This is a genomic window from Vibrio sp. MOR3 (assembly GCF_001557775.1).
GTDB lineage: Bacteria > Pseudomonadota > Gammaproteobacteria > Enterobacterales > Vibrionaceae > Vibrio > Vibrio jasicida.
In genome coordinates this window covers 1-13,087 of record NZ_LNRD01000018.1, presented here as the reverse complement: position 1 = coordinate 13,087, position 13,087 = coordinate 1, and the positions used below count along the sequence as shown (strand labels likewise).

At 42.9% G+C, this 13,087-nt stretch carries 14 protein-coding genes; 9 read left to right on the top strand and 5 right to left on the bottom strand.

What is annotated here, in order from left to right; all coding sequences use genetic code 11:
• From ccoS to uspE, 4 genes are all read left to right on the top strand, one after another.
• Positions 1-165 (top strand): cbb3-type cytochrome oxidase assembly protein CcoS, encoded by a 165-nt coding sequence (gene ccoS / locus ATB76_RS23490; protein ID WP_010447939.1) that lies wholly within the window; start codon positions 1-3, stop codon positions 163-165.
• Between the two features lie 9 nt (positions 166-174).
• Complete coding sequence (locus ATB76_RS23485; RefSeq protein ID WP_038881923.1) at positions 175-852, top strand: sulfite exporter TauE/SafE family protein; 678 nt, start codon at positions 175-177, stop codon at positions 850-852.
• Positions 853-942: 90 nt separating this feature from the next.
• A complete protein-coding gene (locus ATB76_RS23480) occupies positions 943-1,689 on the top strand; it encodes an FNR family transcription factor (RefSeq protein WP_038872924.1) in 747 nt (248 codons plus the stop codon).
• Between the two features lie 181 nt (positions 1,690-1,870).
• Positions 1,871-2,818, top strand: a complete 948-nt coding sequence (gene uspE, locus ATB76_RS23475; RefSeq protein ID WP_061036182.1) for a universal stress protein UspE — start codon at positions 1,871-1,873, stop codon at positions 2,816-2,818.
• Positions 2,819-2,941: 123 nt separating this feature from the next.
• On the opposite strand, the gene ttcA is transcribed toward uspE, so the two are convergent.
• From ttcA to ATB76_RS23455, 4 genes are all read right to left on the bottom strand, one after another.
• Entirely contained in the window at positions 2,942-3,835 is an 894-nt protein-coding gene (gene ttcA / locus ATB76_RS23470; protein WP_045465017.1) for a tRNA 2-thiocytidine(32) synthetase TtcA, read from the bottom strand.
• A 199-nt stretch (positions 3,836-4,034) separates the two neighbouring features.
• The gene (locus ATB76_RS23465; RefSeq protein WP_038872917.1) at positions 4,035-4,697 is read right to left on the bottom strand and encodes a DUF2987 domain-containing protein; all 663 of its coding nucleotides are present in this window, start codon (positions 4,695-4,697) and stop codon (positions 4,035-4,037) included.
• A gap of 17 nt (positions 4,698-4,714) precedes the next feature.
• Positions 4,715-5,551 carry a glucosaminidase domain-containing protein gene (locus tag ATB76_RS23460; RefSeq protein ID WP_061036181.1) on the bottom strand — a complete coding sequence of 279 codons (837 nt, stop codon included), beginning with the start codon at positions 5,549-5,551 and terminating at the stop codon, positions 4,715-4,717.
• Complete coding sequence (locus ATB76_RS23455) at positions 5,544-6,341, bottom strand: hypothetical protein (protein WP_038872759.1); 798 nt, start codon at positions 6,339-6,341, stop codon at positions 5,544-5,546. Before ATB76_RS23455 ends, ATB76_RS23460 begins: the two co-directional genes overlap by 8 nt.
• 401 nt (positions 6,342-6,742) lie before the next feature.
• Here ATB76_RS23455 and potA point away from each other — a divergent pair, with 401 nt between their 5' ends.
• The 5 genes from potA (at position 6,743) to ATB76_RS23430 (ending at position 11,884) form a co-directional block, all read left to right on the top strand.
• On the top strand, positions 6,743-7,858 hold the full coding sequence (gene potA, locus ATB76_RS23450; protein WP_009706100.1) for a spermidine/putrescine ABC transporter ATP-binding protein PotA: 1,116 nt from the start codon (positions 6,743-6,745) through the stop codon (positions 7,856-7,858).
• Positions 7,839-8,699, top strand: coding sequence for a spermidine/putrescine ABC transporter permease PotB (gene potB / locus ATB76_RS23445; RefSeq protein WP_061036180.1), 861 nt, complete (start codon positions 7,839-7,841; stop codon positions 8,697-8,699). Before potA ends, potB begins: the two co-directional genes overlap by 20 nt.
• The gene (gene potC / locus ATB76_RS23440) at positions 8,699-9,469 is read left to right on the top strand and encodes a spermidine/putrescine ABC transporter permease PotC (protein WP_005389180.1); all 771 of its coding nucleotides are present in this window, start codon (positions 8,699-8,701) and stop codon (positions 9,467-9,469) included. The genes potB and potC overlap by 1 nt, the downstream gene beginning before the upstream one ends.
• Before the next feature lie 102 nt (positions 9,470-9,571).
• Positions 9,572-10,603 (top strand): extracellular solute-binding protein, encoded by a 1,032-nt coding sequence (locus tag ATB76_RS23435; RefSeq protein ID WP_038872754.1) that lies wholly within the window; start codon positions 9,572-9,574, stop codon positions 10,601-10,603.
• A 243-nt stretch (positions 10,604-10,846) separates the two neighbouring features.
• Complete coding sequence (locus ATB76_RS23430; RefSeq protein WP_038875062.1) at positions 10,847-11,884, top strand: extracellular solute-binding protein; 1,038 nt, start codon at positions 10,847-10,849, stop codon at positions 11,882-11,884.
• Between the two features lie 180 nt (positions 11,885-12,064).
• Here the strand turns inward: ATB76_RS23430 and cobB are convergent, their stop codons facing one another.
• Positions 12,065-12,796: a Sir2 family NAD+-dependent deacetylase gene (gene cobB / locus ATB76_RS23425; protein WP_038872748.1), complete on the bottom strand. Its 732-nt coding sequence runs from the start codon at positions 12,794-12,796 to the stop codon at positions 12,065-12,067.
• Positions 12,797-13,087 lie beyond the last annotated feature (291 nt).

Below are 13,087 nucleotides of genomic sequence, written 5' to 3'. Positions count from 1 at the left end.
ATGGAAAGTCTTTACATTTTAATCCCTATCGCCATTGTTTTGGTCTGTGTGGCGGTTGCTATTTTCCTATGGGCCGTTCGCAGTGATCAGTTTGAAGATCTAGAGCGACAAGGCCACAACATTCTTCTCGATGAAGATGAAAAACCAAATAACAAAAAACCGTAACGTTACTCTATGAGTCCAGATTTTATCGGTGCTTTTATGATTGGCTTGGTCGGGGCTGGTCATTGTATGGGGATGTGTGGTGGTATCGCGTCACTACTCTCTATGGGCACAAAAAACACTAAGCCTTCACCTGTTATCCCTCTCTTCTACAATATTGGACGCCTCGCTAGCTACGGTTGTGTTGGAGCAATGGTTGGTGGGGCTATTTCTGGCTTGTCTGAACTGAGTGGATTAACCCAATCATTAGCGTGGCTCCGCTTTATTGCGGCTATATTCATGATTTTGGTTGCTTTATATATTGCTAAATGGTGGCAAGGCCTGCTGATTATTGAAAAACTTGGGCAGTCCCTTTGGAAATTGATTTCACCTGCCGGTAGGAGCCTACTCCCACTCAAACACCCTTTACATGCCCTCCCGTTTGGGTTTATCTGGGGATGGTTACCGTGCGGCTTAGTGTACTCGGCTCTCACTTGGTCAGCAGTGTCAGGAAGCGCATTAAGTGGAGGGATGATCATGCTGGCATTTGGTCTTGGTACTCTTCCATCGATGCTCGCGATCGGATACGGAGCGAGCCACTTTCAGAAGTTGCAAAAGTCGTTAATATTTAGAAACATCTCAGCGTTAATCTTAATAACTTATGGCGTGTATACTGCCGCCGGAGCTATGCGAATGCTCGGTTTCATATAGTATGAAAGTCGTTTTCAATAATTTTTTTGCTACCCTTTAGAAGTAAGCGGTGATAAAATATTGATGTATATCAAATAGTGAAAGGTTGTTATGATTTCTGAAAAACCTGCAACAAAGCGTATCCAATCAGGTGGTTGCGCGATTCATTGCCAAGATTGTAGCATTAGCCAACTTTGTATTCCGTTCACTCTAAACGAGTCTGAGCTGGATCAGTTGGATCAAATCATCGAGCGTAAAAAGCCAATCCAAAAAGGCCAAGAGCTTTTTAAAGCAGGTGATGAGCTAAAATCTCTGTACGCTATCCGCTCTGGCACGATAAAGAGTTACACCATTACAGAGCAAGGCGATGAGCAAATCACTGCGTTTCACTTAGCTGGTGACCTTGTAGGTTTTGACGCAATAACAGGTGACCAACACCCAAGTTTTGCTCAAGCGCTTGAAACTTCTATGGTTTGTGAGATTCCATACGAAATCCTTGATGACCTATCAGGAAAAATGCCTAAGCTTCGCCAACAAATCATGCGTTTGATGAGTAACGAGATTAAAGGCGACCAAGAAATGATTCTGCTTCTTTCTAAAAAGAATGCAGAAGAACGTCTTGCTGCATTCCTGTACAACCTATCAACACGTTTTTCCCAGCGCGGCTTTAGTCCTCGTGAATTTCGTTTAACCATGACTCGTGGTGACATTGGTAACTATCTTGGTCTAACGGTAGAAACCATTAGCCGTTTACTTGGCCGCTTCCAGAAATCTGAAATTCTGAGCGTAAAAGGTAAGTACATCACCATCTTAGATCACGATGCATTGATGGAACTTGCAGGCGTTAGCAAAGACTAATTTGCCCTATCAATTGATGTAGCTCGAAAATGAGCTACATCATATTTCTTCTAAAATCCCTTCGAAAGTCCTCAAATTCTTCTTCAAACTGAGCTACAGTAAAAATGTACCTTGTGTACTCCAATATACTGATTTACTTTATATTCAGTATTTGGTTTTACAATAATAAGTGGGCTTAGATATGAGTATATACAGTAAGATCCTTGTTGTTGCTGACATCAATAATGATGAGCAGCCAGCACTTGCAAGAGCGGTTCAACTCGCTCGAAAAAGTGTATCCAGAAGCCGAATCACTTTCTTTCTGTCAATCTACGATTTTTCGTATGACATGACCTCAATGCTGTCGGTCGATGAAAGAGATGCTATGCGTCGCGGTGTTATCCACCAACGTGAACAATGGATGCGTAAGATAGCCCAACCGTATTTAGACGATAGCTTCGACTTTGATGTTTGTGTTGTTTGGCATAATCGCCCCTATGAAGCGATTATCGCTGAAGTCTTTGCTGGCGGTCACGACATCGTTATTAAAGGAACGCGTAAGCACGACGTTCTAGAATCCGTCATTTTCACTCCTACAGATTGGCATTTGTTGCGTAAGTGCCCTATCCCTGTACTTTTAATTAAGAACGCTGATTGGCCTGAGCATGCGAAGATACTCGCTTCTGTTCATGTTGGTTCGGAAAATCCAACACATATTGACTTGAATGATTCGATGGTAGAGCGTCTTAAAGAAATCAGTAACCGACTTGATGCCGACCCGTACCTTGTTAATGCGTACCCTGTTACGCCAGCCAACATTACAATTGAGTTGCCGGAATTTGATCCTACAACCTATACAGACGCTGTACGTGGGCATCATTTAACCGCAATGAAAGCACTGCGCCAAAAGCATGGTTTGGATGAAGAGCAAACGATCGTCGAGCAAGGCTTACCAGAAGACATTATCCCAGTAACAGCAGAAAAACTAAGTGCAGCTATGGTGATTCTTGGTACAACTGGTCGCACTGGGCTTTCTGCAGTCTTCATTGGTAACACAGCTGAGCATGTAATTGATAAGATTAACTGTGACGTCCTGGCATTGAAACCAAACGGTTACATCAGTCCTCTTGATCCAAATACCGCCACTTAACGCCTTCTGGTTTTATTATTACCTAAAATAGAAATCCCCCAACGATTGGGGGATTTTTTATACGTCGTACTACAAGTAAACATCATGTACAAAAAAGGAGGCCAACTGAGCCTCCTCTTAGGATTAGATATTTGTTACGTCGATAAACATCGATTCATCAATGTTCGTCGATGACACTACCGCTTCACTGAACTCATACTCTTCACGGCTCCCTTCACGATCTAATGGCAGGTTAACAAAGTCGAAGAGTTCACGGTCAGCAAGCTGGCTTGGACTTACGTTCTGGATTGACTTGAAGATAGCTTCTACGCGACCAGGTGTTTTCTTATCCCAATCGATCAACATCGCTTTAATCGATTGACGTTGAAGGTTCTCTTGAGAACCACATAAGTTACAAGGAATGATTGGGAACTCTTTATGTTCTGCGTATTTGATTAGGTCTTTTTCACGACAGTAAGTCAGTGGACGGATAACTACGTTACGACCATCATCTGAACGAAGTTTTGGTGGCATCGCTTTAAGGCGTGAGCCATGGAACATGTTCAAGAACATTGTTTCTACAATGTCATCCATGTGGTGACCAAGCGCCAGTTTAGTCGCGCCAATCTTCTCTGCGAACGAATAAAGTGTACCACGACGAAGACGTGAACATAGGCCACAAGTTGTTTTGCCTTCTGGCACTTTCTCTTTAACCACTGAGTAAGTGTCCTTGTCTACGATGTAGTAAGGAATGTTCAGCGTTTCAAAGTAGTCTGGAAGAATATGCTCAGGGAAACCTGGCTGTTTCTGGTCAAGGTTAACTGCGACAACTTCAAACTTGATAGGCGCTGCCTTTTGTAGGTTCAACAGGATATCAAGCATCGCGAATGAATCTTTACCACCACTAATACATGCCATCACAACATCGCCTTCTTCGATCATGTTGTAATCAGTAATGGCATTTCCAACATGTCTTCTAAGACGTTTCTGAAGCTTGTTGAATTCTAGGGTTTCTTTTCTTGTATCTACTTGGTTCATTGCGGGCTCTCACATCGCCGATAAATCGACTAGGGCTTCCTAACTTGGATTTCTATGGGGCGAGGATTATACGAGCTTTTTGCGCAGGATTAAATGTTTGTGTGACGGACTCATCAATAAATGCACTCAAAAACAGCGTCATGAACGTTAGAAACAAAAAAAGAGCCGCAATTGCAGCTCTTCTTCGGTTTCTTTATGCTTATTTTTTTGCATTCGGTAGATAAGGTAATACACGAGTCGTTGGTTGAGGTAATGTCATATGACCACCTTCGCCAATTTCACTCATTGCGACTTGCACCTTCCCATTAACAATCGCTTTTTGAGCCCCGTTAGAGAACGTAATAGTATCATTAAGTTCGTTAGCGAACTCCATGGTTACACCTTGTACTTGTGGCGTAAACCAACCCGCAAACATACCTCCAAGATCTTCAAGTAAGGCTTGCATTTGAGGCATCAAAGGCTTCAATTCTTCGTACGTAACGCTACCCTGTAACGGTTCTTTCGTCATGACTACAAGAGAGTAATCACAGCGCGTATCTTTGGGCGTTTGTACAAAGACAAGTGGATTCGCTGACTTTAGGTTTTTATCTATAGGAAGCGGTAGCTCTTTCGAAGTTGGTATCACAAACTCCTCAAAATGCTCTTCCTTTTCCATCCATGCTTTTTCGATTTCACACAATTGTTTTGTATCAGAATCAACAAAGAAAACACCGACTCTAACGTCATCATGGCCGTCTTTAATATTGTTCTTTAATTGCGTGTAAAGTTTAGAATACGTAAACATGTATTCTTGAGCGTGAGTGATAGGCGATGCCAAGATCAGTACCGCACTACCCAGTAAACTTAGGCTTAACTTCTTCATCCGATCCGTTATTTCTTTTATTGTGTCCAGTAAGCGTTATTGTGACGAATCATCGCCCGCAAGTCATTCACATAAGCGATACCGCGTTCAGAATAAGCAAGCAGACCGTGAGTAAGTTCTGATGCCGTCGCCACAGATAACAAATCCTTGTGTTTCCCTGCTAAATTCGCACGAATATCACGTAAATCAGCATACGCACGATTACGATTCACATTCATAAAATAGCCATGTACAGACTCTTGTACAGTGTCAAACTTCTCTACTTCGTGCGTTTTACCTGCACCGCGTTTCGCAGGGACGATTCCGCAGCCCTTCTTATAACACCATTGACCAAACAAGTTGTTTGCTTCGGTTGCAAAACGAGAGGTGCCCCACGCAGATTCATTCGCAGCCTGTGTTAACACCAAAGCCTCAGGCAAAACATTAACTCGCTTAAGCATTTCATCCAACCAAGCTTCCGTTACCGTCTCGTCTTCCAATGGGTAAGAGTAAAGTGCAGCCAAGCGTTTAGCATATGAAGTTTGTTCTGAGCTTAACTCGCCAAGTTTCAAAGCCGTTAAGAAGGCACGCTCTTTTTCTATGCGCTGATTTTCTAACGTAATTTTCGGTCGAAGGAAGTCAAAGAACGCTGTCTTCTTATCTTTCGTGTCCTGAATCGAGTTGAAATCAGGAATGTCACCAATATAAGGGAGGTTAGACAAGTCTGGGTGTGTTACCGGGCCGTGTACCACCTGCGAGTCAATCGCATTGCGATATTCGCGGTCATAGTGCAAATATGGTCCTACAGAAACAAAAGTGGCGGCTATTGTGATAGCCGCCACTCGTAAACTCATTGATTTTAAAGATTTAGGCATCAAACACCTGAGAGTTACCATCGTGATCGTTATCATTTTGCTGTGTCGCTACGATCTTTAACTTGATACCAAACATTTCGCGGTACAGGATTCCCTTCAAATGGAAGAAGAACGGAAGCACGAAGATCAAGCCAATTCCGTAGAACATTGCAGCAATAATAAACATCAACATCACGCCCAAGTAAAGCCCTGCAAGAACAAAAATCTTCTTGTTGACTGCACGAAGAGACAATAGTAATGATTGCATTGGTGGCACTCTTTTCTCACAAATCAATAAGATAGAATGACTAAAAGCTAAAGAAAGGTATAACGATAGCAGAGGAAAAATCATCCCAGCTACGCCCTGCAGCATTAGACTAAATAGCGTCGCTAAAATCACTGGCACCGTGAATTGTAGGCCTTTACCAACGTGACGTACTTTTGTTTTCAACCCAGCGACATGGCTCATAGCCATCAAACTGATACCCGCATAAATTGGCGCACTGATCACTTCGTAACTAAAGTTAGCGACATAAATAGCAGAGACGATGTCAGTGGTAAAAGACTCAGGGTCTTGCAACGCATCAAGAATCACACCTGGGTCACCTAATTGAAGTTGCAATGCGATATAGAAGATGCCCAACTGAACGAAAAGCAACAAGATGATCGCTGGCGAGAAGGACAAAAATTGTTGAATGGTCGTGCGCCAAGCCTCACTAAAAACAGCACCCGCTTTTAGTTCATACTTGCCAGAAAGAGCTCGCTCTACACTCCCTCCTAAATTGAAATCTTTCTCAAAATCGTTGTTCATATGTTATCCAAGGCTAACTTGTAAATTTTTTTCTGGAAAACCAGCCAATTAATAAGGGCGTCATTATAAAGAAATCTTTCCAAGTCTAAAATCAGATCTCGGCCTCAATACTTGCAATATCTTCTATTTGGTCGATAATTAACCACTCGCAAATCTATGAAATTGAAAACATTTGCTGGCGAAATTAAAACCCTACAAAACGATAGCGAAAGCGTAAATACCCCCATAAAAACAGTATGGTAAGGAATGTTTACTTTTGCCTGCAAAATTTTTTCTGTTTCAAGATAAGAAAATGCTTTGATTTCACAATTTTGGTGATTATGATGCGCGCCTCAAAAGTGAATGACTAATGTCACATCAATGGGATATAACCCAATTTGAACGTGGGAGAAATACAGACGTTGAACGCTAAACAGCAAGCAGGAAAGCCAGTAGTTCGTCTATCTGGTATTAGCAAAAGTTTCGATGGCAAGGAAATCATCGGTAATTTAAATCTGGATGTTAATCATGGTGAGTTTCTGACGATTCTTGGCCCATCTGGTTGTGGTAAGACAACGGTTTTACGCATGATCGCTGGCTTTGAAACGGCAGACAACGGTCAAATCGTATTAGATGACCAAGATGTAACACAGGTTCCTGCAGAGCAAAGGCACGTCAACACGGTATTTCAGAGTTACGCACTCTTTCCTCATATGACCGTATTTGAAAACGTTGCATTTGGTCTTCGTATGCAGAAAACACCTGCTGCAGAGATCGAGCCACGAGTAATGGATGCGCTGCGCATGGTTCGCCTAGAAAAAATGGCACAGCGTAAGCCTCATCAACTTTCTGGTGGTCAGCAACAACGTATCGCCATTGCGCGTGCGGTTGTGAACAAGCCAAAAGTACTGCTGCTAGATGAATCTCTATCTGCACTTGATTACAAACTACGTAAGCAAATGCAAATCGAGCTTAAACAGCTTCAGCGTCAACTTGGTATTACCTTTATCTTCGTTACGCACGATCAGGAAGAAGCCCTATCGATGTCTGACCGTATTATTGTTATGCGCGACGGTGTTATCGAACAAGATGGCTCTCCACGTGAGATCTACGAAGAACCGAAGAACCTATTTGTTGCTCGCTTTATCGGTGAGATCAACGTATTCAACGCAACCATGCTAGATCGTATCGATGAGAAACGTATCCGTGCAGAAATTGAAGGTGTTGAATCGGTGGTTTACTACGATCAAGAAGCACAGGCCGGTGACAAACTTCAAGTACTACTTCGCCCAGAAGACTTGCGTATCGAAGAGATCAAAGAGTCTGAAGAAAAAGGCATCGTAGGTCACGTGACCGAGCGTACCTATAAAGGTATGACGCTAGATTCAGTTATTCAATTGGATTCTGGCATGCGCGTGATGGTAAGCGAATTCTTTAACGAAGATGATCCAGATGTGGACCACTCACTCGGCCAGAAAGTCGCTATCACTTGGGTTGAGAGCTGGGAGGTAGTACTAAATGATAAGCAAGAAGCTTAATCTTCAGAACGCGATCATTACCCTAATTGTTAGTTGGTTAACACTTTTCGTGTTGGTACCAAACCTAATGATTATTGGTACAAGTTTCTTGACGCGTGATGAAGCAAACCTAATTGAATTAACGTTTACTTTCGACAACTACCTTCGCTTGCTTGACCCTCTGTACGCGAAAGTGCTGATGCACTCTTTCTACATGGCGATCATTGCGACATTGTTGTGTTTGGTTATCGGTTATCCATTTGCCTACATCGTAGCGAAAATGCCAGAAAAATGGCGTCCGTTTATGTTGTTCTTGGTTATCGTACCGTTCTGGACAAACTCTCTGATCCGTACATACGGGCTAAAGATTGTTCTTGGTACACAAGGTGTCTTAAACAAATCGCTGATGGCAATGGAAATCATCGATAAGCCGATACGCTTAATGTATACAGAAACGGCAGTGATGATCGGTCTTGTATACATCCTGCTTCCGTTCATGATTTTGCCGCTTTATTCGGCAATCGAGAAGCTAGACAACACTTACATTGAAGCGGCAAAAGATCTTGGTGCGAACAAGTTTCAAACCATTACGCGAGTAATTTTGCCTTTAACAATGCCTGGCATTATCGGCGGTTGTTTATTGGTTCTACTACCTGCACTAGGTATGTTCTACATCTCTGACCTTCTTGGCGGCGCGAAGAACCTACTGATCGGTAACGTAATTAAGAGCCAAGTATTGAACGCTCGTGACTGGCCATTTGGTGCTGCGACCAGTATCGCCCTCACCTTCGCAATGGCTGTTATGCTTTATGCTTACTACAGAGCAGGCAAACTATTGAATAAGAAAGTGGAGCTAGACTAATGGGACGCACAGTTAGATTTAGCTTTATGGCGCTGGTATATGCTTTTCTGTATCTACCAATTATCGTCTTAATTGTTAACTCATTTAATGCCAACAAATTTGGTATGAAATGGGGTGGTTTCACCACGAAATGGTACGAAACCTTAGTAAACAACGACAGCCTAATGCAGGCTGCATGGCATTCATTGAACGTAGCGGTATTCTCTGCAACAGCGGCAACCATCATTGGTAGCTTAACGGCTGTTGCCCTATTCCGTTACTCGTTCAAAGGTAAAGGCGCGGTCAACGGCATGTTATTTGTTGTAATGATGTCACCAGATATCGTTATGGCGATTTCATTACTTGCTTTGTTCCTTGTATTAGGTGCACAGCTTGGCTTCTTTACCTTATTGATTGCTCACATCACCTTCTGTCTACCATTCGTTGTGGTAACAGTGTACAGCCGACTAAATGGCTTTGATGTGAAAATGTTGGAAGCAGCGAAAGACCTAGGCGCGAGTGAATGGGTAATCTTAAAACAGATCATTCTTCCTCTTGCAAAACCTGCGGTAGCTGCGGGCTGGTTATTGAGCTTTACCCTATCTCTGGACGACGTAATTATTAGCTCGTTCGTAACAGGTCCAACTTACGAAATCTTGCCATTGAAGATTTACTCAATGGTTAAGGTGGGCATTTCACCAGAAGTGAACGCCCTAGCAACGGTCATGTTGATTGTTTCTTTGGTCTTGGTAGTGATTTCTCAGTTGCTAGCAAGAGAAAAAGTAAAGTAGAATCCGCATCCGTTAACATCACGAAACAGAATGGTTACATGCCATTCTGTTTTTCTATCTATCGTCCAAAATTGGACAACGTTTGGTTTGGAGCTAACGTCAATGAAAAAATGGGCTACTCTATTAGCTGGTAGTGCATGTGCGCTTTCTCTGTTCTCTGGTACAGCGGCAGCGGATGATAAAGAATTAGTATTTATGAACTGGGGTCCTTACATCAACAGTAATATCCTAGAACAATTTACTAAAGAAACTGGCATCAAAGTCATCTACTCGACTTACGAGTCGAATGAAACCTTGTATGCAAAGCTAAAAACTCATAACCAAGGTTATGATCTAGTGGTACCTTCCACTTACTTCGTAGCGAAGATGCGTGACGAAGGTATGCTACAAAAGATCGATAAGACTAAACTGAAAAACTTCGGTAACCTAGATACTAACTACCTAGACAAGCCTTACGATCCAAACAACGACTACTCTATTCCACACGTTGTTGCAATTACAGGTCTAGCGGTTAACGCTGACATGTACGATCCAAACGAGTTCCAAAGCTGGGCTGACCTATGGAAACCTGAGCTTGAAGGTCAAGTAATGCTGATGGATGACACTCGTGAAGTCTTCCATATCGCATTACGTAAATTAGGTTACTCAGGTAACTCTACGGATCCAAAACAAATCGACGAAGCGTACGCAGAGCTACAAAAGCTTATGCCAAACGTTCTAGTATTCAACTCTGATAACCCAGGCGCTCCATACATGTCTGGCGAAGTTGGTGTTGGTATGCTTTGGAATGGTAGCGCGGCAGCTGCTCAAAACGAAGGCATGAACCTAAAGCTTGTATTCCCTAAAGAAGGCGGTATCGGCTGGGTTGATAACTTTGCAATCTCTTCTGGTGCGAAGAACGTAGAAGCTGCTCACAAGATGATCGACTTCCTACTACGTCCAGAAATCGCAGAGCAAATCTCGGCTGACACGGGTTACCTGACTGCTGTTGCAGAGTCTAACGCTAAGTTTAAAGACGTTGCACCATTGTTCCCTTCTCAAGAAGATCTTGACCGTGTTGAATGGCAAGACTCTGTTGGGGACATGACAGCGAAGTACGAAGATTACTTCCTAAAGCTTAAAGCGGGCCAATAATCGCTTAATAAGCCATCTAGTAAATGAAAATAGGCAGCAATACGCTGCCTATTTTCGTAATTGACTGATATAATTACACGTTGCTAGGTTTATTTGACACAGCTTCAACATTCTCCGTCGATGAAGACATGATGTTTAACGTTCGTGCTCAAATAAACAGGATTGTGCTTATCGCAACTTGGCTCAAATCGGTATCTGTTACTAGTATTGATTTGACCTGTTGCTGAACAAAACGGAAATAAAATGAAAAGTAAATTCTACGCAAGCGCACTGTGTGCAGCGACGCTAATCGCTTCCCCTGCAATGGCTGCTGATCAAGAACTGTATTTCTACAACTGGTCGGAATACATTCCAAACGAAGTTCTTGAAGACTTTACAAAAGAAACTGGAATTAAGGTTATCTACTCTACGTACGAGTCTAACGAGAGCATGTACGCAAAGCTGAAAACTCAAGGTTCTGGTTACGACTTGGTAGTACCGTCTACCTATTTCGTATCTAAAATGCGTAAAGAAGGCATGCTGCAAAAGATCGACAAAGAGAAGCTTTCTCACTTTGCTGATCTAGACACTAACTTCCTGAACAAGCCGTTCGACCCGAACAACAACTACTCTATCCCTTACATTTGGGGTGCGACCGGTATTGGTATCAATGCTGACATGCTAGACAAGTCATCGGTTTCTAAGTGGGACGATTTCTGGGATAGCAAGTGGGAAGGTCAACTAATGCTGATGGATGATTCTCGCGAAGTATTCCATATTGCATTGACTAAGCTTGGTTACTCACCAAACACGACTAACCCAGACGAGATCAAAGCAGCTTACGAAGAACTGAAAAAGCTAATGCCAAACGTGTTGGTATTTAACTCAGACTTCCCAGCGAACCCATACTTAGCAGGTGAAGTATCACTTGGTATGCTTTGGAATGGTTCTGCTTACATGGCTCGTCAAGAAGGCGCGAACATCGACATCATCTGGCCAGAAAAAGGCACTATCTTCTGGATGGACAGCCTAGCAATTCCAGCTGGCGCGAAGAATGTTGATGCAGCTCATAAGATGATCGACTTCCTACTACGTCCTGAGAATGCTGCTAAGATTGCACTAGAGATTGGTTACCCTACTCCAGTGAAAACAGCGCATGACCTACTACCGAAAGAATTTGCTAACGATCCAAGCATCTTCCCACCACAAGAAGTGATGGACAGCGGTACATGGCAAGACGAAGTTGGTGAAGCAAGTGTGCTTTACGATGAGTACTTCCAAAAGCTAAAAGTAGACAACTAATCAGTCTGTCGAAATAGTGTAGAAAAGCGGCTTAGGCCGCTTTTCTTGTATCTGAAGATCGCTATTTGTGGCTCAATCCATACTGCTCAAATTGCAAAGCATCAGAATACAACGTTTCAAAATACAAAAAGGCATCGAATCACTCGATGCCTTTTTAAAATGAAGGTTCTGTCCGTTTAATTAAGCGCTGGCTTCGTTTTCCAGAGCAAGAATTTCGTCAACCAATTTTGGCACTTCAATACTTGCTTTGCCGTAACGCTTCTCTTCAAACTCACTCTCGACAGCACTTGGCTCCAAGTTAATTTCAATCGTATGTGCACCATGCATCTTCGCATCATGTACAAAGCCTGCAGCTGGATATACCACGCCAGAAGTACCAATAGAAACAAACAAGTCTGCTTCTTCCAAAGCCGCATAGATCTCACCCATGCGTAGTGGCATTTCACCAAACCAAACAATGTGAGGGCGCATTTGCGCTGGGATCTGGCAACAATGGCACAATTCACCGGTTTCAATGTCTTCTGAATGTTCGATGACTTGGTTGGATTCACTGCAACGTGCTTTAAGCAATTCACCGTGCATGTGAATGATATTGGCGCTACCGCCTCTCTCGTGCAGATTATCAATGTTCTGAGTGATAATAGTCACTTTGCCTTCCAACTGCTCTTCTAGGCGTCCTAGTGCGATATGAGCCGCATTCGGCTTGATATCTTCGCCTTGAAGTTTTGAACGACGTTGGTTGTAAAAGCTTTGAACAAGATCCGGATCGCGGTCGAAACCTTCTGGCGTTGCCACGTCTTCTATTCGGTGATTCTCCCAAAGACCATCTTGAGCTCGAAATGTTTGAATACCAGACTCAGCCGAGATGCCAGCGCCAGTAAGTACGACAATATTTCTGTATGGGAAATTCATAACCTATCCTTGTTGCTCTTTTTATTAAGCTTAACACCGATACAAAAACAACAATAGCAATAAGGATTAGACCATGGTCGTAAGCCTGCTGATTTGCCTCTAATTTCTGCTTAAAAACTGGTGACATTAAGAAGATTTCCTACAATAAAAAGCCTCGCGTTTGCGCTGTCTCTTGATCACAAGTCTAGTGATCAAGAGACATTGCGAGTTCGTAGCCTTCAAGGATGGTTTGTAGTTTAAACCACCCTTCCCAAAGCACCTTTATTGAAGCTCTACCCGTCCTCTTGGTAT

Bases quoted from the DNA above. Each gene is read 5' to 3' on its own strand.
- ccoS (WP_010447939.1), top strand. From the start codon at position 1: ATGGAAAGTCTTTACATTTTAATCCCTATCGCCATTGTTTTGGTCTGT.
- ATB76_RS23485 (WP_038881923.1), top strand. From the start codon at position 175: ATGAGTCCAGATTTTATCGGTGCTTTTATGATTGGCTTGGTCGGGGCT.
- ATB76_RS23480 (WP_038872924.1), top strand. From the start codon at position 943: ATGATTTCTGAAAAACCTGCAACAAAGCGTATCCAATCAGGTGGTTGC.
- uspE (WP_061036182.1), top strand. From the start codon at position 1,871: ATGAGTATATACAGTAAGATCCTTGTTGTTGCTGACATCAATAATGAT.
- ttcA (WP_045465017.1), bottom strand. From the start codon at position 3,835: ATGAACCAAGTAGATACAAGAAAAGAAACCCTAGAATTCAACAAGCTT.
- ATB76_RS23465 (WP_038872917.1), bottom strand. From the start codon at position 4,697: ATGAAGAAGTTAAGCCTAAGTTTACTGGGTAGTGCGGTACTGATCTTG.
- ATB76_RS23460 (WP_061036181.1), bottom strand. From the start codon at position 5,551: ATGCCTAAATCTTTAAAATCAATGAGTTTACGAGTGGCGGCTATCACA.
- ATB76_RS23455 (WP_038872759.1), bottom strand. From the start codon at position 6,341: ATGAACAACGATTTTGAGAAAGATTTCAATTTAGGAGGGAGTGTAGAG.
- potB (WP_061036180.1), top strand. From the start codon at position 7,839: ATGATAAGCAAGAAGCTTAATCTTCAGAACGCGATCATTACCCTAATT.
- potC (WP_005389180.1), top strand. From the start codon at position 8,699: ATGGGACGCACAGTTAGATTTAGCTTTATGGCGCTGGTATATGCTTTT.
- ATB76_RS23435 (WP_038872754.1), top strand. From the start codon at position 9,572: ATGAAAAAATGGGCTACTCTATTAGCTGGTAGTGCATGTGCGCTTTCT.
- ATB76_RS23430 (WP_038875062.1), top strand. From the start codon at position 10,847: ATGAAAAGTAAATTCTACGCAAGCGCACTGTGTGCAGCGACGCTAATC.
- cobB (WP_038872748.1), bottom strand. From the start codon at position 12,796: ATGAATTTCCCATACAGAAATATTGTCGTACTTACTGGCGCTGGCATC.